This is a genomic window from Rossellomorea pakistanensis, assembly GCF_016908495.1.
GTDB classification, from domain to species: domain Bacteria; phylum Bacillota; class Bacilli; order Bacillales; family Bacillaceae_B; genus Rossellomorea; species Rossellomorea pakistanensis.
The window spans coordinates 118,345-139,934 of the sequence record NZ_JAFBDZ010000007.1 but is presented as its reverse complement, the minus strand read 5'-3'; the positions used below and the strand labels follow the sequence as shown (position 1 = coordinate 139,934).

Genomic DNA, 21,590 nt, shown 5'->3' with positions numbered 1-21,590 from the left:
ATTCGCTTAGACAACCCCCTACAATTAATATTTGTGTAGGGTTTATTATTTCTGCATTTGTCTATTTGAGTTTTCCAGCAAATAAAAATGTTACATGTCTGGTGATCTGTTCTAAAAATTTCTCATAGGTCATGTTCTCGTCATAAATATAGAGCATGGTGTCTGTTATGGTGATACTATATAGCGCATATGCAGCATCCTCAGGATGAATTGGAATTAGAAAACATTCCGAATGCTTATTAATCAATTCTTTGAACCATATCATCATGTCCTCATCAAGACCAAATAACTTACGTCGCAGATCGATGCTTTCTTCTACTTCCTCCGTCATAACATGGAAAATTTCCCGCCAAAATGCTTTGGAATAATGATTGAAAAAAGAGGTGAGCTGTTTCAATACTTCAATGATCATATCAACTAGGTCCCCATCTGATGGTTCAGTCAGTTTAGCGGCATTGTACTTTTGCATTTGCTCAAATTCTTTTGAAAAAATAATGAGAAGTAAGGATCCTTTTGAAGGAAAATAATTATAGATGGTTCCTGCACCGACCTCAGCATTCTTTGCAATCTCCGCCATTGAAGCTTTTTGAAAGCCTTTTTCCATAAACACCTTTTTTGCTGACTCCATTATTCGTGCTTGTGTCTGGAGCTTCTTTTCCTCACGTAAACCTGCCAATGTTATTCGCCTCCATAAAAATATGAACGCATTCATTTATGAATACATTCATATTTTAACACTATGAAATGGATTGTCAAATGAGGTGTAAGGGTTCGGAAGAGTGAAAAAGAAAGGAATAAGCAGTTAACCACGAAGTGAATTTATTCATTATAAAATCGAGGAGGCTATCGAAAAGATATAAAAGGATCATACCTATTTTATTTACCTGTCGAATAGGTATGATCCTTTAAGGTTATTATGGGATTACTATTTCTTATAATGATAATCAACCTATTCAAGCATAATTCTCAGTACTAAACTCATCTATTAAATAACCAATAGGAAAAATTTCTGTGTTATTAAACCTATTCTCGCCACAGCGGCCATTGGATTTACCACGTATATAGCAATCTATAATTTCATTCCATTTCATACCATTTAATCAAGATATTCAAAATAGCGTCTAGCAAACCTTCCTCGGCTGCATAAGCAATGGTTCCGTCGCTAAACCGCTCACCACGCACGACAAAAGTAGCCGTGCGAATTGCATCAGCGACACTTAACTCACTAGCTGATGAATAGTCTGGTAGCCCGTGTTCCATCCAGTAGTACAGAGGAGTCACAGCGCCAACAGTAGATAATAGCTTTGTAGCATTTCGTACTCGCTCACTATAAGCGGGATAGCTTAACCGATATGTTCCATCAGGTAGGCGCCCACTACCAGTCCATTTTATATTTCGATCCTCAGTTGTCAGCTCTTTCGCTATAGAGCGTAATTCCTCCCAGGCATCCGTTTTTGTCCTGTCTAGCTGGTTAACGAGTTGAATATCATCTGGATTTCCTTCCATATTCGCATTCTCCTTTTTAATCATAGTTTAAATAGATCAATGCCTCGATGGGAAGGCCGATTCCCGTTTAACATTAAACAGACTTTACATAATAGTTTTCAGGAGAGATATATTTCAAATATTTTCCATCATATCTCGATAGTACTCTCTTAGGCTTTCTTTCAGAAGAACAGGTTCTATAATTTTAATGGATTTTCCAAAGCCAGCAAGATACTTAACAATAAAATCAAGTTCATTTGGTTCATACGATCCAACCAAATACGTCTGTTCGGTCTCATTGATTAACCTCATAGATGGGTAATGCTCCTGTTGAAATTTCTCAATCCCTGCTTGACTAATGTGACATTTAAATGGAACGGCTTTTTCAGATGGCTTCCAAAAGGAATGGACATTTTGAATCGTCATTTCACTTAGTTCCACTAATGGTTGGATATCCGTAAGTTCAGCTGATAGTATCCGATCACAACGGAAAACTCGGTAAGCTTTTTTGCACATATCATAAGCCTGACAATACCAATAGCCTTTCATTGAGTATATAGCGATAGGGTGAATAGTGCGAGACCTTCTTTGGTGGCCTTTTTGATAAGTAATTTTTATGATGATATTTTTTACAGCTGCCATTAATAACGTTTCTAAATGCTTACTTTCTTTGATTTGCTCTGTATGTCGAAAGGATACTCGATTTCGAATTCTCTCTAAATCTTGTTTTTGGATTTCTGATAATTCGTTGATAAATTTTTCATGGATGGAACGAAAGGAAACTTGAAAAGGTAAATTGGTAAAGCTTCGAAGTGCTTGCATGGCAAAGTAAAGGGCATGAATTTCTTGACTGTTAAATGAAATCGGGGGAAGCTGTATTTGATTAAGTAAACGATAACCCCCATATCGTCCGTATTCTGCATATATTGGTGCTCCGATTTCCTCTAAAGAAGCGATGTCTCTTAATGCCGTTCTTTTTGAAACTTGAAATTCAGCCATTAAGTCTTTAAGGGTAAAATGTTGTTTTTGATTGATAAAGCGCAGCATTTGATTGATACGTTCTGATTTTTTCATAAAAACACCTCTCAATGGTGCCTTAATTTGTCACCTTTAATAACTATACTCGTAAGTGTAATCGATAATGAAGAAGGAGGCAATAAAATGAATATGGAAGTCATCCCGTTTTTATCAATGAATGGCCATGCTGCAGCGGCTATTACATTTTATGAAAAGTATTTAGGTGCTAAAGTTCTTTTTAAGAAAAATTATAAAGAAATGAAGGAAATGAATCCTCATTTTCAATATAAGGAAGGGCAAGAAGAATATATTACCCATTCGGTTTTGGAAATTGGTGTGAATAAACTCATGATTGCTGAAGAGGAAATGGACCATTCGAAACCCTGGCAATTAGGCAATAGCTCTTCATTATGTATTCAATCTAAGGATAAGAATTCAATTCATAAGCTTTATGAATCTCTTGTTCAACATGAGAAGGTTACAGTGCTAGTACCATTCGAAAGAAATTCGTTTAGTCCGGGATATGGGATTATAAGAGATCCGTTTGGGGTTGTTATACAACTTTGTGTAACGGTACATGATTTTTAATTAATCCAGTTTGAATAAGAACTTCCATTAATCTATATTAATAGTAAGGAAAAGTTATTAAACTTTGAGGTGAGGGTTTTGGTAAAGGCAGATAAGTAGCCTCCTAAAATATTGAGGAATCATCATTTTAGGAGGCTATAAAATGAAATTTAATTTAATTGAACTTAATAATTGGAATAGAAAACCTTATTTTGAACATTATTTAAACCAAGTTACGTGTACGTTTAGTATAACAGCCAATATTGATATTACAGCTTTATTAGAGACGCTCCGAGATAGGGATATTAAGCTATATCCTGCTTTTATCTATCTGGTGACAAGGACAGTCAATTCACAAATAGAATTTAGAACATGCTTCAATGAAGAAGGGAAACTAGGTTATTGGGAAGCGATGACCCCTAGTTTTACCATCTTCCACAAGGATGATCAAACATTTTCAAACATCTGGACTGAGTTTTCAAATGATTTTCATCTTTTTTATGAAAACTATCAAGAGGATATGAAACAATACGGTGATGTAAAAGGATTCTTTACAAAAGACAATGAACCAAAGAATACTTTTCCTATCTCCAGCATCCCTTGGGTTCATTTCACAGGGTTTAATCTCAACATTTATAATGATGGGAACTATTTATTACCCATCATCACTGGAGGAAAATATTTTAAACAAGCAGGTCAAACCTTGTTGCCTATTTCATTACAAGTACACCACGCGGTTTGTGATGGATATCATGCCAGTAACTTTATCAATGGGGTACAAAGCTTAGCCGATAATTACGAGGACTGGCTTACTAACCCGATATGATAGGATATAAGGGTTGATCTAGATTAGGTAATAAAAGATCGATGATACATCACACCTTAGAGACGTTAACGTAGACATCTCTTTGGTGTGATTTTTTTTGAAAAAAGTTATTCCAAAAGCAACAGGATGAAATAAAGCATAATATATTTTATACTATTATATGAAATGTCAATCTTTAGGGAGGTGGTGGAAATGGTAAATAACTATTTGCCAGAATCTGCAGCATCTCATGCAAAGCCTAGTATGAAAGAGGCGATACTTTGCATGGGGTGGACTCTTATTTAAAATAAAATCGCCCGAGTAGCTTATATCATTTCTTTTCGATTAGGCTTTGCACCTTATTTTATTGATAAAAAAGAATAAGGGGCTGGCAGAATTGAAATATGTTAAAGCAACCAACATTTTACCTGAAAAGTTGATTTTAGAAATTCAAAAATATGTTCAAGGTGAAACCATCTATATCCCTAAACCAGAAACGAGTTATCAAAGGTGGGGAACACGTTCTGGAGGAAGAAAGCGGATCGACGACCGAAATCAAGTGATAAAAAGTGCCTTTAAAAAAGGCAGGACGATTGATCAATTAGCTGAGGAATACTTTCTTTCTGTAGAAACAATTAAAAAAATTGTGTATTCCAAATAAACCATAGAGCACTGACCATCCCATGTATGGATGTTCAGTGCTTTTTAGGTTGAGTTTGTTTCTAAGTTGTTTTTTACATTGAATAAACTAACCGGATCTTTTAAAGTATAAGGAGAATTAGCTATTTGTTTTATGGAGGAGCGATTTAAATGGAACCTTTTATAAGAAGTGACCAATATAACTTTATTAAAGCTCAAACGAAGATTTTAATTAATGGACATTCAACGGTAAACGACCAAGATGTCCTAAAGGCATTAAAATCTTTAGCGATAGAAAAAGTATCGGACTTTTTCACTAATCTCAGTGATAAGCAAATGCAATTATTAAACCCCATCCTTAAAGTGGAAGATAAAGAAGATGCTCAAGAGTTCTTATCAACATTAAAGCCTTATGTTATTCCTTTTAAAGATCTATCAGAAAAAACGATAAAAAAATTGTTTCCGAAAGCAAAGAAATTGAAGCTTCCTTCATTGGAGGATATCGATTTAAAAGAAGTATCATATCTGGGCTGGACGGATAAAGGTTCAAATAAGAAATATATTGTGGCCGACATCGATAATAAGCTGATAGGATTACAAGGGTCAATAAAAAGTACAAGTCAAACAGGGATTTGTGCTATCTGTAATGCTCATGAGGAAACAGCTATGTTCATTTCGCAAACAAAAGGATCAGGAAAAGATACATTTACTAAACGAGGGAACTATATTTGCCAAGATAGTCAAAAATGTAATCAAAATATCATGGCATTGGATAAATTAAATGATTTTATTTTGCGGTTAAATGGTTAAAGTTCAGTGTCAGCTATATAAACTTGAGCAAATTTATGGGTCATTTCCAGAACTTATGCTCAAGTTTTTTTGTTTTATGCGTCACAACCGAAAATTTATGAGTTAGGTATACAGTATTGTGCGCCTGCTCCCTTATTACGAGTGAACCCCAGCACTTTATGAGTAACCTTCGGATTTATGAGCCAAAACCGAGAGTTTATGAGCCATGCATGCAGTATTATGCGCCTCCTATTTTTAGGCACCCCACTTTTTTATCATTCCTATTATTTCGAAGGTCAAAAAGGTCCCTTAGGAGTATTCATTAACACATCTACAGACCCATTGTTAATTTATTCCTATATTGTAATATCAAAGTAGAAGTATATAATACGGTACTTAATCTTAAGGAGCTGGGGCTATATGGGCGATAGTGAAAAAGTAATGCGAGAGTCGAGGGAAGATAGAGCGAACATGGCTTCAAATTTCTCACCTAAACCACGCTCTTTTTTAGCTCGTTGGCATTGGTGGGTTGGGTATGCCTCATTGGGTTGGTCTATTCTATATTGTTTGCTTGGATTTTATTGGGCATTAGGAGGGGGAGGTTTTCCTTTTGGTGAGAATGATACCCGAGGAGATATGATGGGGTCATTCTTATCTAACCTTAGTGCAGATGTAGGCGGAACGGCTATAGCGATTATATGTCTAGTTGGTATAGTGGTCGCATTGGCGATGGTCCAGTCATGGGGAAGATGGATTCCAAAGGTTTTGATACTCTCCTTTTCCATGTTAATGTGTGTAACTCTTATTTTGGTGGTTCCTGATGTCCGAATTGTGCAGAACTTCGCATATATGTTTGCCTTGCATTTTGACCTTATTGATTGGTTAGTAGTAAATCAAGTATTCTGCATCATTGGCGGGTTCATATGGGGGGCAGCAGCAGTGGCCTACCATCTTCGAACGCGGGAAGCGTGCGGGAATTGCGGTCGAATTGACGCTTCTAAGGGAACTTCATCAATATCAATGACTCAATGGGGAAAGTGGTTCACCTATATTTCCATTATCCTGGCCTTGCCTTATGGAATCGTTCGCTGGGCATGGGCTGCGGGTATTCCATTAGGAGTAAGCGGAGAAGTGTGGGTTGCAAACACCTCCCTTGAAGGAAAAATGGTAGAGTTCATTCTTGGAGGACTTCATATTGGCGGTGCCATTCTTAGTCTCGGGCTTATACAGAGTTGGGGCGAGACCTTTCCACGCTGGTGTCTATTCCTGGCAAAGAAGCGGATCCCCATCTGGTTCGTAGTTGCTCCAGCAACAATGGCATCTGCCATAATAACCGTAGCAGGGCTAAAGACTAGCATCCAAATCATCTCCGGGATCGTTAATGGCACCTTTAGTATCACAATCGATAATTGGGGAGAATTTGGACCAACATTGTTCTGGTTACCGTGGGGTATTTCCCTAGGGGCAGCAACTTTTGCCTATTATATGCGCAGGCGGGGACAATGTAAGTATTGTGGCAGACACTAACAATTTAGCATTTTTTTAAAAAAGAAGAGGGCTGTCTATATAGGATTCGGAACAGCCCTCTTAACTTATCATTCAGGAATAATGGTAACGCCATTGGTTCGAATGGGAGTATCCGGTTTTTTGTTTTTTATCGTATCTTTCACGACGATGATCAGTACCAATTTTTTAATAGTCAGGGAATAATCGCGTTAATTTCGATTGTATTTCTACTGGATGTAGAATCATAGTTGGTTTAAGTCCTGTCATAGACCATGTGAATCCGGCAAGCATGAGTAAACATGCCATGAAAGTACTAATTGTAGGAACAGTCAACACAGACGTAGTATCGAATATATTAACGACATTCGTATTCTCGACCTTAACAATTATAGTTACAAACATATGGATCTTTAAAAAGAAGTTTCATACAGATTAAACGGGAAATGTTACTGCCCTGGATTATAGAAAATTTGTTAAATTAAACTCGTTTACCTATAGTTTTCGGAATTATGTTAAAATTCATATAAAAGGAGGCGGTTATGATGACAAATGAAAACCAAAAAGGTGCAAAGGAACAGATCTAAATTTTGATTAAAGGAGATGGATGCTATTGAAGCAAGCTTTAGTGGTTATTGATGCCCAACAGGAGTTAATCGAGGGGAACGAGGAAGAAAAAAGTGTTTTTAACAAAGAAAAGTTGATTATGACGATTAATTCTGTTATTAAAAAAGCTTTGGAATCAAATGCTTTAGTCGTTTTTGTAAGAGATACGGATGTCGGTGAGGGTGAAGGTGAGGGGTTTCAAGTTCATGAGAATATTGAAGTACCGGAAATGTCAAAAGTATTTGATAAAGAAGCGACGAATTCGTTTTATGGAACAGAATTAAAAAATTATCTAGTAGAAAACAAGGTTGAACACCTTGTGATCATGGGGTGTAAAACAGAGCACTGTATAGACTCAGCAGTCAGAACGGCGACAGTAAATGGATTTGATGTCACATTAGTGGGGGATGGTCACTCAACAAGTGATACATCAACCTTATCTGCCGAACAAATCATACAGCACCATAATGAAACACTTCATGGCCACTACAATGTAGATCATTTTTCGATGGTTCGAAAGGCAGAAGAAGACTTGTTTCATCCAACCCATAACTCTTATAGATAAGTAGCGTACAAGAATATAAATTGATTGAAGGGGCTTGCACACTGTTTGGGGAAGCCTCTTTTTTGATTCTACTAAATTTGGCGATGAATAACCATAATATGGTATAATGTGAATAAATACGATAGGAGGGGTGAACATTGCGAGATAACACAAAGAAAGAAGTTTTTTCTTGGATTAAATCGATATTTTTTGCTTTAATGATCGCATTTATTTGCCGCCAATTCTTATTTGCACCAGTGGCCGTTCAAGGCGAATCAATGATGCCGACATTTGAAAATAATAATAGGCTTGTAGTGTCTAAGATTAGTGAAATCGATCATTTTGATGTGATTGTCTTCCGTTCTCCAATTTCAGAGAAGAATTTCATTAAAAGAGTCATCGGCTTGCCAGATGATACGATTGAAATGAACAATGATCAGTTATTTATAAATGGAAAGGTCTATCAAGAATCATATTTATCACAAAATCGCAAAATCGCTGAACAAGCAGGAATGAAAAAGCTTACCGGAGATTTCGGACCTATCACGGTTCCGAAAGACAACTATTTTGTAATGGGGGACAATCGTTTGAATAGTACAGATAGTAGAGAGTTTGGTTCTATTAGTAATGAATCCGTTGTCGGAGAAGTAGGGTTTCGTTTTTTTCCTCTAAATGAAATTGGGACTCCTGAATAAGTGTGGTGATCGAATGCTAATCAAATGGGTCAAGTGTCAAGTTGATTTTGATAAGCAAGCTTTATTTTCAGAAGCGCAAAAGGAGTGGAAGGCATTAAGGAATGTAGATGGATTTATTGGGCAAGTAGGCGGATGGGATGAGAAAAATCCAGTAGAAGCTGGAATTCTAGCCTTTTGGGAAAATGAGGATTCGTATCAGCGGTTCATGAAGTATATCCATGATGGCATTTTTTATAAAAGTAATCAACGAAGTACATATAGGAAAATTTCTGTTAGAGTTTATGAAAAACTGTCAGATATGGGCATAGGAAGGGATTCATTAATGAAATCCTTATCAGAGGGGACATTGCTTCGTATTTCTGAAATAGAAAGAAGGCAATCATATTTTGAACAAATACAAAATGAAGTGTGGAATAAAGGGATGGGAAACTCTCCAGGAATGCTATCAGGTGTATTTTGTAAACGGGATCATCAGTATTTAGTCGCCTCATTTTGGCAGAATAGTTCTTTACATCAAAGATATGTAGACATTAAGCTCCCTTCCTTATTGAATATATTGGGTGTGAAGGATTTTTTTGAGAGTATTTCGGGCAACTTCATAAAGTTAGAGAAAAGCTGGACGGTTATTTAATTAGAAAGGAAGCGGCAGCATGGAGTTTACGATTAAACCAATTGCATTTGTGCGTAACATCCGCAAAGAAATCGAAGACGATCATTGGGGTACAGTTGTATCGGAAATTGAACTTTCTAAAGAATTTAATGAAGCTTCGTTGCAAGGAATTGTAGACTTCTCTCACTTAGAAGTAATCTTTTATTTTAATAGAGCTTCAGACAATAAAATACAACGAGGTGCGAGACATCCAAGAAACAACAAAGCCTTTCCTGAGGTTGGGATCTTTGCTCAAAGAGGGAAAAACAGACCCAATAAGCTAGGTTTAACTACTGTAGAGCTTTTAGAACATAGCGGCAGAGTCTTGATTGTAAAAGGTTTAGATGCCCTTGACGGAACCCCTGTTTTAGATATTAAACCTGTGATGAAAGAGTTTCTTCCTAAAGGTAAAGTGAAACAACCGGATTGGTCTTTTGCAATCATGGAGAAGTATTGGGGTTAAATGGGGAAAATTCCGAAAAAGGTTTTATAAGTCGAATTCAATTGATAAAATGATAAAGGGCTTTTGACTCTACGAATCTATTTTTGAAGGGATGATAGCATGTTTAAAAAAATGGCTGCAGATGCCTTAGGATTATCTGATATTGGAAAAATTATTTCTCCGGTTGATTACGACAAAACAGACGCCGATGATTACGTAATGCATGAAGATGATGAAAAAATTTACTTTTTAATTAAAACGAAAGCGGATGAGTATTGCTTTACGAATCTAGCCATTATACATGTTGATGGTGCGAGCGCAGCGTCTTCGAAAAGAACGTTGAAGCGTTACCCATATACCCAGTATGAAATTTCAAATGTTATGCTTGAAACTGCCGGGAAAATTGATATGGATGTTGAGATTAAATTTATGTTAGGTAATCATAAATTTGATATTGATGTTAGAAAAGATCAAATTGAACAGTTAAAAGACCTTTACAAAGCTCTTCTCCGTATTGCTGAAATCACATATGAAAATGGAATTTCCACTAATATGGCCACACAAAGCATGGATAAAGCAGTTAGCATTTTACAAAACTCAAGAACAGATGATAATAACCTAGCTGCTACATATAAAGAGCTAACAGACTTCGGATTTGAATGGTTATCTTCTGTACGTGAAAAATACCACGAAAAAGACTTTGGATCTGTTTTTGAGAAATATATTAATAACTAAGGGAATATATAGAGCAAAAGGGAAGGCCATTATGTGTAGGTCTTCTTTTTTTCAATGTATATGCTGCGAAAAATGAAATAGATGGATCGGAAAATGCCGAACTTTGTCGATTGGTCAATATATTTTGATTCTGGACAAATTAATGACCATTATGGATAAAAAAAGCACTATAACGGACAAATTATCTTCGAAATTGGACAAATAATTAAGTCCACCTACTTTCGAGTGTCCATCTCCAGCGCCTAGGCTTTCGAGTCATAAGTCAAGCCCCTTAGAATGGGAAAAGGCGCCCTTTCTAGTTAGCTCGCCTTATGCTTGTCAGAGCTGTTCGAGGCGCTTCCGCTTTTCTATTAATCTACATGATTAGATAAATTCTGTTTTCTTTCCTGTTCGGCAATGATTTCGTTATCCTCCGCATTATCCCTTGTCACCTTTTGAGTTAGGATCGCTCCTACGGCCACTAGAATCATAACGGCAATGTAGTAGCCTTTTTCATTTAGTTGTAGGCCATCAGCATTGTATAATCCAATGCAAAACAAAGCTACTCCTGCAAAAAATGTGAAATAAGCTAAAAATGTAAAAGCAGGTGTGTTTCTCCTTCTGTACTTCTGCATTCTTATAACCTCCTCATGGTTTTAATATTTCCCTACTACTAGGACGCTTGTTTTCTTATAAATGATCATAATAAGTGCTGGGTATAGAGTAAGAACAAAATGATTATACCATATATTTCCTGACTTTGAATAGGAGGTTAACTATTAATAAGTAAAGTATTAAAGCTTCTAAAATATTCAAGTTATTACATATTCCTATTTGTATTGCCATGAAAAAGAATGAGTGTAATTTAAATTCAATGTCTTTAAAATGCAAAAAAACTTAATTAAACTTAAATTATTGGTGATTTTGTTGCAAAAAAACTTAAAATGTCTTATAATTCAAAATATGAGGTGAGAACATGTTACAGGATGAACGATTAGAAGCAATTGTCCAATATTTAAACGAACACGAACGGATTGACATTGAAACAATTTGTGATTTGAATCATGTGTCCAAAGACACAGCGAGAAGAGATTTGATCAAACTAGAAGAGGGGAGGAAAGTTATCCGAATACGAGGCGGGGCAAAAAGGCCTTTACTCTCCAATGAAGTCTACAATTATGATCAACGTATGAACATGGCATCCAAGGCAAAAAGTAAAATTGGCAAATTTGCTGCTACTTTGATTAATGACGGAGATCATCTTATTTTAGATGCCTCTACAACTGTTCAACATTTAGCAAAGCATTTAACGAGTAGGAACCATAATATCGTGACCCATTCAATTAACATTGCCAATGTCTTATGTCAAAGAGAGGATATTGCAATAAATTTATTAGGTGGGACATTAAGTCATAAACACCAAGCAATTTATGGTTCAAGAGCGATTCGAAACGTTCAAGATTTTATGGTGAACAAATGTGTGATTGGTACCTGTGGAATATCTTCAGAAGGTCTGTCCACCTCCATTGAGGAAGAAGGACTCCTTATACATGAAATCATTAAACGTTCTGAAAAAGTTATTGTTCTAGCAGATTCGACAAAATTTAATAAAACTTTTTTCCAAAAGGCTTGTGATTTAGAGGCTATCGATATAGTGGTGACAGATAAGGAAGTACCAAAAAACGTGGATGAAGTGCTAAGTCACCATGGTATCGAAGTCATTGTCGTTCCTGAAGAAGAGTCATGATTATAGCCAATTTACAGAATGGGACAGGATTTTTAATGATCATGTCCGAGATAATGGAACTAATGAGGAAGCTGGATATCCAATATTTGTTATTGATATATAAATACAATAGTAAGGAGGATTTTTTATGAAAAGCTATTGGCTAACCAATGTTCGGTTAGAGACAGGGTTTATATATGAAAATGAAGTGGTCATAGGCACTAAAACGGACTTATTTCATCTTCTAATTGAGGATGGGATCATTAAGGATATTGTGACATCCGATAAAGCTCTTCCTGGCGATGCTATATCTCAAGACGCACGATCTCTACTGGCTTTACCTACCTTTGCAGAAATGCATATCCATATCGACAAAACTTATTATGGCGGTCCTTGGAAAGCACCAACCCCGTATAAGAATGTTTTTACACGCATTCACGAAGAACAAACTCTCTTGCCAAAATTGCTTCCAACAGCGAAAGAAAGGGCTGAAAAAATTCTCGAACTAGAGCTTCAAAACGGAACAACCTTTGTTCGGACTCACTGCAATATTGATCAAGTTGTTGGATTGAGAAACCTAGAAGCTACATTAGAAGCTATCGAATCATATAAAAATAAAATTGAGACAGAAATCGTCGCTTTTCCTCAACACGGTTTACTGAGAAGTCATTCTGTCCAACTCGTAAAAGAAGCGATGCGTAAAGGGGCTAATATGGTTGGGTCTGTGGACCCGGCTACCGTCGATGATGATATAGAAAAATCATTAACTACTTTAATGGACATAGCGGTGGAATTTAATGCTGACATAGATTTTCACTTACATGATGGTGGACAACTAGGTATTTATACGATGAAAAGGTTAGCACAATTAACAGAAGAAGCCGGCTGGCATAATCGAGTGACCGTTAGCCATGCACTTGGTTTAGGAGATGTTCCTGAAAAAGAAGTAACTGAAATCGCGGAGAAGTTTGCAAATCTAGGAATTAGTATCGCTTCTACCGTCCCTGTTAGACAGTCAGTTATTCCAATTCCATACCTTCATGACAAAGGTGTTCGAGTCATGTTAGGGACTGATACGATTCGAGATCATTGGAATCCTTTTGGAACTGGAGATATGTTGGTGAAAGCGAATACCCTTGCTCAAAGATTCCACTGGATTCATGAACAAGCATTAGCAAAAGCTTTAGGGTTTGCTACAAATGGCCAAACACCTCTCGATGAGAACGGAACGAAGCAGTGGCCAAAGGTTGGAGACCCTGCAACCTTTGCTTTTGTAGAGGCTTCCTGTTCAGCCGAAGCAGTCGCTAGAGTCTCAAAGCGTCATGCTGTTATTTTTAAAGGAAACATTGTAACAGGTACATTCCCCTCTGAAGAGTTAAGCTTACTTTCTTGAAAGAGTTTTAACGTAATAAGCTACACGGATTAAAGGTGGATTCGTGTAGCTTACCATATACAGACAGCCAAGAGGCAGAGCATACAAAAAGTAGTCTGAATATTAAAAATAATATACCTCTATTCGGAAAGGATGGATCATGAATGCAAAAGATATACCTTCTTGTACTGATTCCTATTTTGTTCATATTAGGGGCGCCTATTTTTGCCAATAAGGTAACACCATACATTTTAGGACTACCCTTCTTCATGTTTTTTGTTTGCTTATCTGTGTTAGTAACATCTCTCACTCTACTTATTATGAATAAATTTGATGTGAAAGCGAAGGGGGATGTGGAATAATGACTTCTTTACTTATAATAGGACTGTTTCTATTCCTTTCTTTATGGCTGGGCATTAAAGCAAGAAAAGGGAAAGATATGGATTTGGAACAATGGGCTGTTGGAGGACGTGGATTTGGAACTATTTTTGTATTTGTGTTATTAGCTGGAGAGACCTATACTACGTTTACTTTTTTAGGAGGCAGCGGGATGTCATACGGGGTCGGTGGTCCGGCTATGTTTATTCTAGTATATGGAGCACTGGCTAATATTATCGGGTATTGGGTGCTACCCCGTATTTGGAAGTATGCTAAAGAAAATCGATTAGTCTCACAACCAGACTATTTTGCAAGTAAATTTAATAGTAAAGGATTGGGTTTATTAGTAACGATTGTTTCAGTTGCTGCCATGATTCCATATTTGGTTATGCAGCTGAAAGGACTTGGCATTATTGTATCGGAAGCTTCTTACGGTCGCATCCCACCAAGCACAGCTGTTTGGGTATCAATGGCTACTATTGTTATCTATGTCATGATTTCAGGCATTCACGGTTCTGCGTGGACAGCTGTTATCAAAGACATCATGATCTTAGGAGTTGTTTTATTTTTAGGTTTATACTTGCCTTTCCATTACTATGGAGGAATTCAAGAAATGTTTCAAAATATAGAAAGTGCTAAACCAGGATTCCTTGTTTTACCGTCCGAGGGGATGAGTCCTTCATGGTTTCTTTCAACCATTGTTCTCCTTTCTTTGGGTTTCTATATGTATCCGCACGCATTCAGTTCTCTATATTCAGCAAAAAATGCGAATGCAATACGTAAAAATGTCGGTATGATGCCACTATACTCATTAATTATTGTGTTTGTCTTCTTTGTAGGGTTTGCAGCTATTTTGCAAGTTCCCGGTTTAACAGGAGAAAATGTTGATTTAGCTTTGTTCCGATTATCTTTACAGACGTTTGATCCTTGGGTGGTGGGCTTAATTGGAGCAGCTGGATTGTTAACCGCATTAGTACCAGGATCAATGATGCTCATGTCCATTTCTACTTTATTGGCGAAAAATGTATTTAAAGAACTAGCCCCTTCTGCAGATGATCGAAAAGTGATGATGGTGGCAAAATGGTTCGTTCCTATTGTAGGATTGATTGCTGTATGGTTCACTCTTTATGGGACCAATACGATTGCCTCTCTAATCATTATTGGCTCTAGTTTAATCACGCAATTAACCCCTTCTGTATTTTTGAGTTTATCTAAAAAACCATATCTTACAACACAAGGTTCGATTGCAGGAATTGTGGTTGGCATCATCATCATTTCGTATCTGACCTTTACTAATACAACAATCGGATCATTATTTCCTTCTCTTCCTCAAGTATTAAAGGATATTAATATCGGATTAATTGCATTAATGATTAATGTGCTTGTTTCCCTATCCGTTAGCAATATTCAAAAAGCAATGATGGATAAGGGTAAAGTAAGTGGAAATTATCAAGCCTCTTAATAAGGTGAATCATTTTTGCCAAGAAAGCTCCCTAGAAGAACGAAATGGTATGTTCGTTCATTAAAAATGTAAATCGAAACGAATTATGACACAAAAGAGATTTTAATAGATTATATCGGTAATCCTGAAAGGTCGGATTACCGATATTGATGTTTGATGTAGAGAGAAAAGAAAGCCTTAGTTTGGAGTAATCACATTTGTTGCGGACAAGCAATCTTACCTGTGTGCTATAAACAGTGAGATGGAATAGCTTTATCTGTAGTAGGAGCCCTACCATAGTCCAAATATAATCTCTAGTTTTTTTATTAAAATGCTTATTTCGAAAATAGTTAAAAAATAAATAGAAGGTGAACAAATGAATACACATCGTTGGGATACAAGCTTTAGTACATTTCAATGGTTTATTTTTCTATTAGCAAATTCCGTTGCGTTGCCTATCGTCATCGGCAACGTTTTTCATTTATCTATCGAAGAGGTCTCTACATTAATGCAAAGGACATTTTTTGTTGTAGGGATTAGTTCGTTTATCCAAGGGTGGCTAGGACACCGATACCCTATTGCAGATGGTCCGGCAGGTTCATGGGTAAGCGTATTTGTCATTTTAGCTGATGTGGCTATCCACCAGGGACAAAGTACTGGGGAAACTCTACAAATTTTAGAAGGTGGATTACTCATATCAGGTCTTTTACTTTTTATACTTGGTATTACTGGCCTGATCCATCGGCTTTTATTTCTATTTACGCCCCTTGTTACCGGTTCTTTTCTCTTAATCTTAGCTATCCAACTGAGTGGAGTTTTTCTAGAAGGAATGATGGGAATACAGGGGGAATCAGCCCGTCCAGATTACGGAATAGCGATGATATCGTTGGTAGTCTTTTTCCTTGTCATTTTCTTGTCCATTAAAGGAAAAGGGTGGTTCAAAAGTTATGCAGTTTTGATTGGGATATTATTTGGTTGGCTTTTATACACTTTTTTAGGTAAACATTCGGCGTCACTGTCAAGCACGAATGCTTTAATTAAACTCCCGGAGATTTTCGTCTGGGGAGTACCACAACTAAATGCGGGAATCATTATAACATCAACCTTGTTTACTTTTATTTTGATCTCGAATACGATTGCAGCTGTTACAGCTGTTAATCAAGTAGTATCAGAATCAGAGGGGCTTCAAAAACAAACGTTAAATCGCGGTAGTTGGGTAGGAGGTATTTCTCATTTTATTTCATCCCTTTTTTCTACCATTGGAGTCGTTCCGCTACCGGTTTCGGCTGGCTTTATCCAATTAACGAAACAAAAAAGACTCCTGCCATTTCTTATTGCAAGCTTAGCCCTATCCGGTATTGCCATCATTCCAGCAATTGTTCATTTTTTGGCAATGCTCCCGGGACCCGTTGCTAGTGCTGCCCTATTGGCATCGTTTGTTCAAATGATTGGAATTGCTTTTCAATCCATTCTGAGAGAAAAGCTAGACCAACGTCGATTAACAATATTAGGAATTACATTGTTAATTGGCATAGGACTAATGTTTTTACCACCTGCTGTATATCAAGAAATGCCCTCTCTTCTACAGTATGTGTTTAGTAATGGACTGCTAGTTGGAACGATGATTGTCATTCTACTAGAACAGCTTTGGAAGGAATAAACGAGGGGAATTTAGTAGTTAAAAAAATCCCACCTCTATTAAGGATATTATTATACAGCTATTCAATTCGAACAAATAAAATAGACGATCCACTAAGATATAAGGTTTGAAGATTACCTTAATAAAATAATTTGGGACAAGATATATCCCAAGTCATTTATTGTAATCAAAACAGTATTTGCGTTTTGTAGCTTAAGTATTACTATATAATTCTACAATCACTTCACTACTTTCAACCTGTTGAAATTGTTAGAGAGTTACGACGCCACTCCTTTCATAATTTGCAGTGACAAACCAACATATGGTAATATCTACCTTATAAAGGGGTGAAGGAAATGAATAAGGTGTTCAATATAGCATCTCTACTCCTATTCATAACCGCCATTATATGTTTAATTTTGATCGTAGTCGAAATGAGTAATTGGTATGTTGTCTATTATTTATTAGTCTTAGGATTGCTTTTTAGTGTAGTTAGCAACCTTTTGGAAAGTAGTATCATATTAAAAGTTGTGTTATGGGGTAATATTCTTTTACTGGCTGTATTATTATGCTGGCAATATGTAACCCCGATGTTACTAAATATTTAAGATCTAACGAAAGTGTTGTATAAGGCCGAGGGAAATCAGGCAGCAGCTTGAATTTCCTTGGTCTTTTTTCTGTTGAAGTTCTTTTTTTATTTTCGGGTTAGGAATCAATAATGAGGACTACTTATGTTAACCCGAAAGTACTATAAATAAACTAGTACAAGTTGTAGAAAAGATAGTATGTTTGCGTAATATTCAAAAAAATTAAAATAAAGGATAATAATAGATGTGCTGGAAGCATAGGAGGAAGGTGAGAGTATCTGTTTCTTCACAAACTTTAAAAGCATAATCAAACAACCCTTTCGATATCACACGATAGTATGGATCAGTTGTATCGGCTTATATTGTTTATCCACTGTTGTTGGATATACTGAGGCAACGTTCACAGAACAAGAGAAACGTACAAGCTCAATAACAGCTGCACCTGTTTTTCCTGACACCATTAAAAACTACAAACAAAAGGCTGAAGAATTGTCTAATGAAATAATCGAATTAAGCCAATCCATCACCAGTACCTCAACAGACTCACCTACAAGCGAGAAGATCTCCACTCTAGAAGAAAAGAAAAGGCAACTCATTAATAGAACGGAAGAATTACAGACTTTAAATGCCAAAGTGGAAATTCTATTGAAAAAAATCTCTAATAATCAATCAAATAACCCTGGCTATAAAGAGGTCATGAAGTATGTAGAAGAGGGACGTGCATTTATAAATTCTAAGGTAACGGCATCACAGCAGTCAGTAGACTTAAAGAAAATTAATGATGTGATTCTATCCTTACAAAAGGCTTTGGAAAAAGCAGAGAAACAAAAAGGGATCGAAGAGGCTAAGCCTAATGAAAAGGATTTTAGTTCGTCGATATCTACGAATCAGGAGAAACAACCAAAATCAACGGAAATACCAAAAGCTCCTGAAGTATTGGAGAAAACTACAGAATCGAAAGCTGAAATACTAGATAAACCTGCGGCAGAACCAAAGGACGTAGATGAATCAAATGATACCGAAGCCATTAAGGAAGAGGCAACTACTAACAAAGTGAGGGAATCAAAATGAAGAAAACATTCAAAATTGTAAGAACGATTTTCTCCTATTTATTGATTGCACTATTTTTAACACTTGCGATTATTGTGATTTCATCGAAGGCGAGTGGGGGAGAACCGACGGTCTTTGGTCATCAAATGAAAGTAGTGCTATCAGGATCAATGGAGCCTACTTTTAAAACGGGGTCAATTATCGTCATTAAGCCCTCAGCAGATGGCTCTCAATACAAAAAAGGTGACGTGATCACCTTTAAAGAAAAGGATAATAAAATCATTACCCATAGAATCACTGAAGTCAAAAAAGCTAATAACCAAGTCATGTACACAACTAAAGGGGATAACAACGCTGGAGCTGATCTAAATCCAGTTCTAAGTCAGAATGTAATTGGTAAATATGCGGATATTACCATCCCATATGTCGGCTATTTATTAGACTATGCTAATTCTAAGTTAGGTGCCGCTTTATTATTAATCATTCCAGGTCTCATTTTGTTCATCTATTCAATCTTTTCGATCATGGGTGCTTTGAAGGAAATTGATCCAAAAAAGAAAGTCAGTGCTACCTAAAGGTATTATCTCTTAGTACATAAGAGTTTAATAGATAAAAAACATAGGGAGGAATTTTGAATGAGTCTTAAAAAGAAATTAGGTATGGGGGTATTAACTGCTTCACTAGGATTGTCATTAGTTGGAGGCGGAACGTTTGCCTACTTCAGTGATACGGAAGTAACAAACAACACTTTTGCTGCAGGAACATTGGATTTATCTGTTGATCCAACAACCATTATTGATGTTAGTAATTTGAAACCTGGTGATTCGATGGTTCGCGAATTCCAATTAACGAACAGCGGATCATTGGATATCAAGAATGTGAACCTGCTTACGAACTATCAGGTTGGAGATACAGAAGGAGATAATGCTGGAGAAGACTTTGGTAAACATATCAAAGTGAACTTTATGTGGAACTGGGACAAGGAAAGTGAACCAATTTTCGAAACGACTCTTTATGAATTGAAAAACATGGATCCAGATGTAGTGAAAAAGGATATTTGGGATCCGTTATGGGCACAAAAAGGTGGAATCGCTACTGGTGAAACAAATGACTTATGGGTAGAGTTTGAATTTGTCGATAATGAGCAAGATCAAAATATCTTCCAAGGAGACAACTTGGAACTTGAATGGACATTTAATGCTACTCAAACAGACGGTGAAGAAAAGTAATCCAATAAAACGATGAAGAGGAGTGGAAATCAGTGAAAAAGAAAATTTTGTCTTACACTTTAGCTCTTTCCCTAGGTGTTGGGGGTCTATCGGCAACAGGTCTAACAGCCAATGCCGAAGAAAGCAAAACATTAATGAATGAGAAGTATCAAACCCCTTCCTATATTATTGAGAATTGGGAAGCACCTAAATCAGTAGAGAAAAAAGCAAAATCTTCGATCAGTAAAAAAGATGTAGCATATGCCTACCTTAAATATAAGAGTAAACAATTTAAGTTAGCTGGAGATATGAAAGAGAAATTTAAAGTAGTAGATGAAGAGAAGGATAAAGAAACAGGAACACATCATATTAAACTAGTAGAACAACATGATGGTGTACCTATCTTTGGCTCAGATCAAACGATTACTCTAAATGAGGACTATGAAGTGCAATCATTTTTTGGACAGGTTGTTCCAAATTTAGAAGATAAAAAGATTCCTACTAAGGCATCGATTTCTGGTGATAAAGCGGTAGAAATTGCTAAGAAAGATATTGAAAAGCAGATTGGAAAAGTCGAGAAGTATGATGCAGATGTTACAAGTGAAAAATTTGTTTATGAACATGACGGAAAGTTCTATCTATCCTATCTTGTAAAAGCATCAACATCAAAACCAGAACCAGGGTTTTTCCACTATTTTGTTGACGCTACAAATGGTGAGGTTATTAATTCCTTCAATGCCATTGACCATGTAACAGGCTTTGGTAAAGGGGTTGACGGTGAGAGAGAAAAGTTTGAAATCACTAAAGGTGAGGACGGAAACTACTTCCTATTTGATGGAACAAGAGGTAGCGGTGTTCATACTTTCGATGCGAAAAATATGGATCCGTTCCTTTTCAACTTATTCTCCCAATTACTTGGATATACAGGTGAGGAAATTACAAGTGGACATAAATACTTCTCAGACCCTGCTGCTGTAGATGCTCATGTGAATGCTGGTGAGGTTTATGATTACTATAAAGAAACCTTTAACCGTGACTCCTTTGATGACGCTGGTGCTAAATTAATCTCTTCTGTCCATGTAGGGGAAGGCTGGAACAACGCTGCATGGAACGGTGTCCAAATGATGTATGGAGATGGAGATGGAAGTACATTTATCCCACTGTCAGGTGCATTAGATGTTATTGCCCATGAACTTACACATGCCGTAACTACTAGTACAGCAGATCTTGTCTATGAAAACGAACCGGGAGCATTAAATGAAGCATATTCGGATGTATTAGGATCAATGGTCGATCGTGACGATTGGTTAATGGGAGAAGATGTATATACTCCAGGAGTTGAGGGAGATGCATTACGCTCATTAGAAGATCCTACATCTGTAACGAATGGTATCACTGGTCCGTATCCAGACCACTATAGCAAGCTCTATATAGGTACAGCAGATAATGGCGGCGTCCACATTAACTCTAGCATTATCAACAAAGCTGCCTACCTACTATCTGAAGGTGGCACACACTACGGAGTAACAGTAGAAGGTGTTGGAAGAGAAGCGACAGAACAAATCTATTATCGTACTCTAACAAAATATTTAACTTCTACTTCTGATTTCAGTATGGCGAGACAAGCTTCCATTCAATCAGCTATTGACTTATATGGTGAAGGTTCAAAAGAAGTAACAGCTGTTGAAAAATCATTTGATGCCGTTGGAATTCAGTAATAAGTAAATAAAAAGC

At 36.7% G+C, this 21,590-nt stretch carries 26 protein-coding genes; 20 read left to right on the top strand and 6 right to left on the bottom strand.

Going from position 1 to position 21,590, the window contains the following annotated elements:
- Positions 1–61: 61 nt before the first annotated feature.
- The 3 genes from JOC86_RS22965 to JOC86_RS22955 all read right to left on the bottom strand — a co-directional run bounded on the left by JOC86_RS22965 (position 62) and on the right by JOC86_RS22955 (position 2,559).
- Positions 62–676 carry a TetR/AcrR family transcriptional regulator gene (locus tag JOC86_RS22965; RefSeq protein WP_205175592.1) on the bottom strand — a complete coding sequence of 205 codons (615 nt, stop codon included), beginning with the start codon at positions 674–676 and terminating at the stop codon, positions 62–64.
- A 401-nt stretch (positions 677–1,077) separates the two neighbouring features.
- The gene (locus tag JOC86_RS22960; RefSeq protein WP_205175590.1) at positions 1,078–1,506 is read right to left on the bottom strand and encodes a DUF6508 domain-containing protein; all 429 of its coding nucleotides are present in this window, start codon (positions 1,504–1,506) and stop codon (positions 1,078–1,080) included.
- 114 nt (positions 1,507–1,620) lie between these two features.
- Entirely contained in the window at positions 1,621–2,559 is a 939-nt protein-coding gene (locus JOC86_RS22955) for a helix-turn-helix transcriptional regulator (protein ID WP_205175588.1), read from the bottom strand.
- 87 nt (positions 2,560–2,646) lie between these two features.
- Between JOC86_RS22955 and JOC86_RS22950 the strand changes: the two genes are divergently transcribed.
- From JOC86_RS22950 to JOC86_RS22930, 5 genes are all read left to right on the top strand, one after another.
- Positions 2,647–3,090 (top strand): VOC family protein, encoded by a 444-nt coding sequence (locus JOC86_RS22950; RefSeq protein WP_205175586.1) that lies wholly within the window; start codon positions 2,647–2,649, stop codon positions 3,088–3,090.
- Between the two features lie 142 nt (positions 3,091–3,232).
- Positions 3,233–3,895 (top strand): type A chloramphenicol O-acetyltransferase, encoded by a 663-nt coding sequence (catA, locus tag JOC86_RS22945; RefSeq protein ID WP_205175584.1) that lies wholly within the window; start codon positions 3,233–3,235, stop codon positions 3,893–3,895.
- A gap of 376 nt (positions 3,896–4,271) precedes the next feature.
- Positions 4,272–4,535: a CD3324 family protein gene (locus JOC86_RS22940; RefSeq protein ID WP_205175582.1), complete on the top strand. Its 264-nt coding sequence runs from the start codon at positions 4,272–4,274 to the stop codon at positions 4,533–4,535.
- 149 nt (positions 4,536–4,684) lie between these two features.
- The gene (locus JOC86_RS22935; protein ID WP_205175580.1) at positions 4,685–5,323 is read left to right on the top strand and encodes a FusB/FusC family EF-G-binding protein; all 639 of its coding nucleotides are present in this window, start codon (positions 4,685–4,687) and stop codon (positions 5,321–5,323) included.
- 399 nt (positions 5,324–5,722) lie between these two features.
- Positions 5,723–6,829, top strand: a complete 1,107-nt coding sequence (locus tag JOC86_RS22930; protein ID WP_239587799.1) for a hypothetical protein — start codon at positions 5,723–5,725, stop codon at positions 6,827–6,829.
- A 165-nt stretch (positions 6,830–6,994) separates the two neighbouring features.
- Here JOC86_RS22930 and JOC86_RS25375 read toward each other — a convergent pair whose 3' ends face one another.
- Complete coding sequence (locus JOC86_RS25375) at positions 6,995–7,210, bottom strand: hypothetical protein (protein ID WP_205175578.1); 216 nt, start codon at positions 7,208–7,210, stop codon at positions 6,995–6,997.
- A 208-nt stretch (positions 7,211–7,418) separates the two neighbouring features.
- Between JOC86_RS25375 and JOC86_RS22920 the strand changes: the two genes are divergently transcribed.
- From JOC86_RS22920 to JOC86_RS22900, 5 genes are all read left to right on the top strand, one after another.
- Positions 7,419–7,976 (top strand): cysteine hydrolase family protein, encoded by a 558-nt coding sequence (locus JOC86_RS22920; RefSeq protein WP_205175577.1) that lies wholly within the window; start codon positions 7,419–7,421, stop codon positions 7,974–7,976.
- Positions 7,977–8,113: 137 nt separating this feature from the next.
- Entirely contained in the window at positions 8,114–8,650 is a 537-nt protein-coding gene (gene lepB / locus JOC86_RS22915; protein ID WP_205175575.1) for a signal peptidase I, read from the top strand.
- A 13-nt stretch (positions 8,651–8,663) separates the two neighbouring features.
- On the top strand, positions 8,664–9,281 hold the full coding sequence (locus tag JOC86_RS22910; protein ID WP_205175574.1) for a YdbC family protein: 618 nt from the start codon (positions 8,664–8,666) through the stop codon (positions 9,279–9,281).
- Between the two features lie 19 nt (positions 9,282–9,300).
- Positions 9,301–9,762 (top strand): tRNA (N6-threonylcarbamoyladenosine(37)-N6)-methyltransferase TrmO, encoded by a 462-nt coding sequence (gene tsaA, locus JOC86_RS22905; protein WP_205175572.1) that lies wholly within the window; start codon positions 9,301–9,303, stop codon positions 9,760–9,762.
- Positions 9,763–9,861: 99 nt separating this feature from the next.
- Positions 9,862–10,476, top strand: coding sequence for a PH domain-containing protein (locus JOC86_RS22900; protein ID WP_205175570.1), 615 nt, complete (start codon positions 9,862–9,864; stop codon positions 10,474–10,476).
- 350 nt (positions 10,477–10,826) lie between these two features.
- Here JOC86_RS22900 and JOC86_RS22895 read toward each other — a convergent pair whose 3' ends face one another.
- Complete coding sequence (locus JOC86_RS22895) at positions 10,827–11,090, bottom strand: YiaA/YiaB family inner membrane protein (protein WP_205175561.1); 264 nt, start codon at positions 11,088–11,090, stop codon at positions 10,827–10,829.
- Positions 11,091–11,431: 341 nt separating this feature from the next.
- Between JOC86_RS22895 and JOC86_RS22890 the strand changes: the two genes are divergently transcribed.
- The 6 genes from JOC86_RS22890 to JOC86_RS22865 all read left to right on the top strand — a co-directional run bounded on the left by JOC86_RS22890 (position 11,432) and on the right by JOC86_RS22865 (position 17,619).
- A complete protein-coding gene (locus tag JOC86_RS22890) occupies positions 11,432–12,202 on the top strand; it encodes a DeoR/GlpR family DNA-binding transcription regulator (protein ID WP_205175559.1) in 771 nt (256 codons plus the stop codon).
- Positions 12,203–12,329: 127 nt separating this feature from the next.
- The gene (locus JOC86_RS22885; protein ID WP_205175558.1) at positions 12,330–13,574 is read left to right on the top strand and encodes an amidohydrolase family protein; all 1,245 of its coding nucleotides are present in this window, start codon (positions 12,330–12,332) and stop codon (positions 13,572–13,574) included.
- A gap of 143 nt (positions 13,575–13,717) precedes the next feature.
- A complete protein-coding gene (locus JOC86_RS22880) occupies positions 13,718–13,915 on the top strand; it encodes a DUF3311 domain-containing protein (protein ID WP_205175556.1) in 198 nt (65 codons plus the stop codon).
- Entirely contained in the window at positions 13,915–15,393 is a 1,479-nt protein-coding gene (locus JOC86_RS22875; protein ID WP_205175554.1) for a sodium:solute symporter family protein, read from the top strand. Before JOC86_RS22880 ends, JOC86_RS22875 begins: the two co-directional genes overlap by 1 nt.
- Positions 15,394–15,748: 355 nt before the next feature.
- Positions 15,749–17,032 carry a purine/pyrimidine permease gene (locus JOC86_RS22870; RefSeq protein WP_205175552.1) on the top strand — a complete coding sequence of 428 codons (1,284 nt, stop codon included), beginning with the start codon at positions 15,749–15,751 and terminating at the stop codon, positions 17,030–17,032.
- Between the two features lie 335 nt (positions 17,033–17,367).
- Complete coding sequence (locus tag JOC86_RS22865; RefSeq protein ID WP_205175550.1) at positions 17,368–17,619, top strand: hypothetical protein; 252 nt, start codon at positions 17,368–17,370, stop codon at positions 17,617–17,619.
- Positions 17,620–17,924: 305 nt separating this feature from the next.
- On the opposite strand, the gene JOC86_RS25115 is transcribed toward JOC86_RS22865, so the two are convergent.
- Positions 17,925–18,059, bottom strand: a complete 135-nt coding sequence (locus JOC86_RS25115) for a hypothetical protein (protein ID WP_275583429.1) — start codon at positions 18,057–18,059, stop codon at positions 17,925–17,927.
- 28 nt (positions 18,060–18,087) lie between these two features.
- On the opposite strand from JOC86_RS25115, the gene JOC86_RS22860 reads away from it, so the two are divergent.
- From JOC86_RS22860 to JOC86_RS22845, 4 genes are read left to right on the top strand one after another with little or no spacing between them, the layout of a single operon-like run.
- On the top strand, positions 18,088–18,669 hold the full coding sequence (locus JOC86_RS22860; RefSeq protein WP_472925696.1) for a hypothetical protein: 582 nt from the start codon (positions 18,088–18,090) through the stop codon (positions 18,667–18,669).
- Positions 18,666–19,223 (top strand): signal peptidase I SipW, encoded by a 558-nt coding sequence (gene sipW / locus JOC86_RS22855; protein WP_205175548.1) that lies wholly within the window; start codon positions 18,666–18,668, stop codon positions 19,221–19,223. Before JOC86_RS22860 ends, sipW begins: the two co-directional genes overlap by 4 nt.
- 60 nt (positions 19,224–19,283) lie before the next feature.
- The gene (locus tag JOC86_RS22850) at positions 19,284–19,877 is read left to right on the top strand and encodes a CalY family protein (protein WP_205175546.1); all 594 of its coding nucleotides are present in this window, start codon (positions 19,284–19,286) and stop codon (positions 19,875–19,877) included.
- Between the two features lie 32 nt (positions 19,878–19,909).
- The gene (locus JOC86_RS22845; protein ID WP_205175544.1) at positions 19,910–21,574 is read left to right on the top strand and encodes a M4 family metallopeptidase; all 1,665 of its coding nucleotides are present in this window, start codon (positions 19,910–19,912) and stop codon (positions 21,572–21,574) included.
- The last annotated feature ends 16 nt before the right edge of the window (positions 21,575–21,590 follow it).

Coding starts and splice junctions, on each gene's coding strand:
- JOC86_RS22960 (WP_205175590.1), bottom strand. CDS start 1,506: ATGGAAGGAAATCCAGATGATATTCAACTCGTTAACCAGCTAGACAGG.
- JOC86_RS22955 (WP_205175588.1), bottom strand. CDS start 2,559: ATGAAAAAATCAGAACGTATCAATCAAATGCTGCGCTTTATCAATCAA.
- JOC86_RS22950 (WP_205175586.1), top strand. CDS start 2,647: ATGAATATGGAAGTCATCCCGTTTTTATCAATGAATGGCCATGCTGCA.
- catA (WP_205175584.1), top strand. CDS start 3,233: ATGAAATTTAATTTAATTGAACTTAATAATTGGAATAGAAAACCTTAT.
- JOC86_RS22935 (WP_205175580.1), top strand. CDS start 4,685: ATGGAACCTTTTATAAGAAGTGACCAATATAACTTTATTAAAGCTCAA.
- JOC86_RS22930 (WP_239587799.1), top strand. CDS start 5,723: ATGGGCGATAGTGAAAAAGTAATGCGAGAGTCGAGGGAAGATAGAGCG.
- JOC86_RS25375 (WP_205175578.1), bottom strand. CDS start 7,210: ATGTTTGTAACTATAATTGTTAAGGTCGAGAATACGAATGTCGTTAAT.
- JOC86_RS22910 (WP_205175574.1), top strand. CDS start 8,664: ATGCTAATCAAATGGGTCAAGTGTCAAGTTGATTTTGATAAGCAAGCT.
- tsaA (WP_205175572.1), top strand. CDS start 9,301: ATGGAGTTTACGATTAAACCAATTGCATTTGTGCGTAACATCCGCAAA.
- JOC86_RS22900 (WP_205175570.1), top strand. CDS start 9,862: ATGTTTAAAAAAATGGCTGCAGATGCCTTAGGATTATCTGATATTGGA.
- JOC86_RS22895 (WP_205175561.1), bottom strand. CDS start 11,090: ATGCAGAAGTACAGAAGGAGAAACACACCTGCTTTTACATTTTTAGCT.
- JOC86_RS22890 (WP_205175559.1), top strand. CDS start 11,432: ATGTTACAGGATGAACGATTAGAAGCAATTGTCCAATATTTAAACGAA.
- JOC86_RS22885 (WP_205175558.1), top strand. CDS start 12,330: ATGAAAAGCTATTGGCTAACCAATGTTCGGTTAGAGACAGGGTTTATA.
- JOC86_RS22880 (WP_205175556.1), top strand. CDS start 13,718: ATGCAAAAGATATACCTTCTTGTACTGATTCCTATTTTGTTCATATTA.
- JOC86_RS22875 (WP_205175554.1), top strand. CDS start 13,915: ATGACTTCTTTACTTATAATAGGACTGTTTCTATTCCTTTCTTTATGG.
- JOC86_RS22870 (WP_205175552.1), top strand. CDS start 15,749: ATGAATACACATCGTTGGGATACAAGCTTTAGTACATTTCAATGGTTT.
- JOC86_RS22865 (WP_205175550.1), top strand. CDS start 17,368: ATGAATAAGGTGTTCAATATAGCATCTCTACTCCTATTCATAACCGCC.
- JOC86_RS25115 (WP_275583429.1), bottom strand. CDS start 18,059: ATGGTGTCAGGAAAAACAGGTGCAGCTGTTATTGAGCTTGTACGTTTC.
- sipW (WP_205175548.1), top strand. CDS start 18,666: ATGAAGAAAACATTCAAAATTGTAAGAACGATTTTCTCCTATTTATTG.
- JOC86_RS22850 (WP_205175546.1), top strand. CDS start 19,284: ATGAGTCTTAAAAAGAAATTAGGTATGGGGGTATTAACTGCTTCACTA.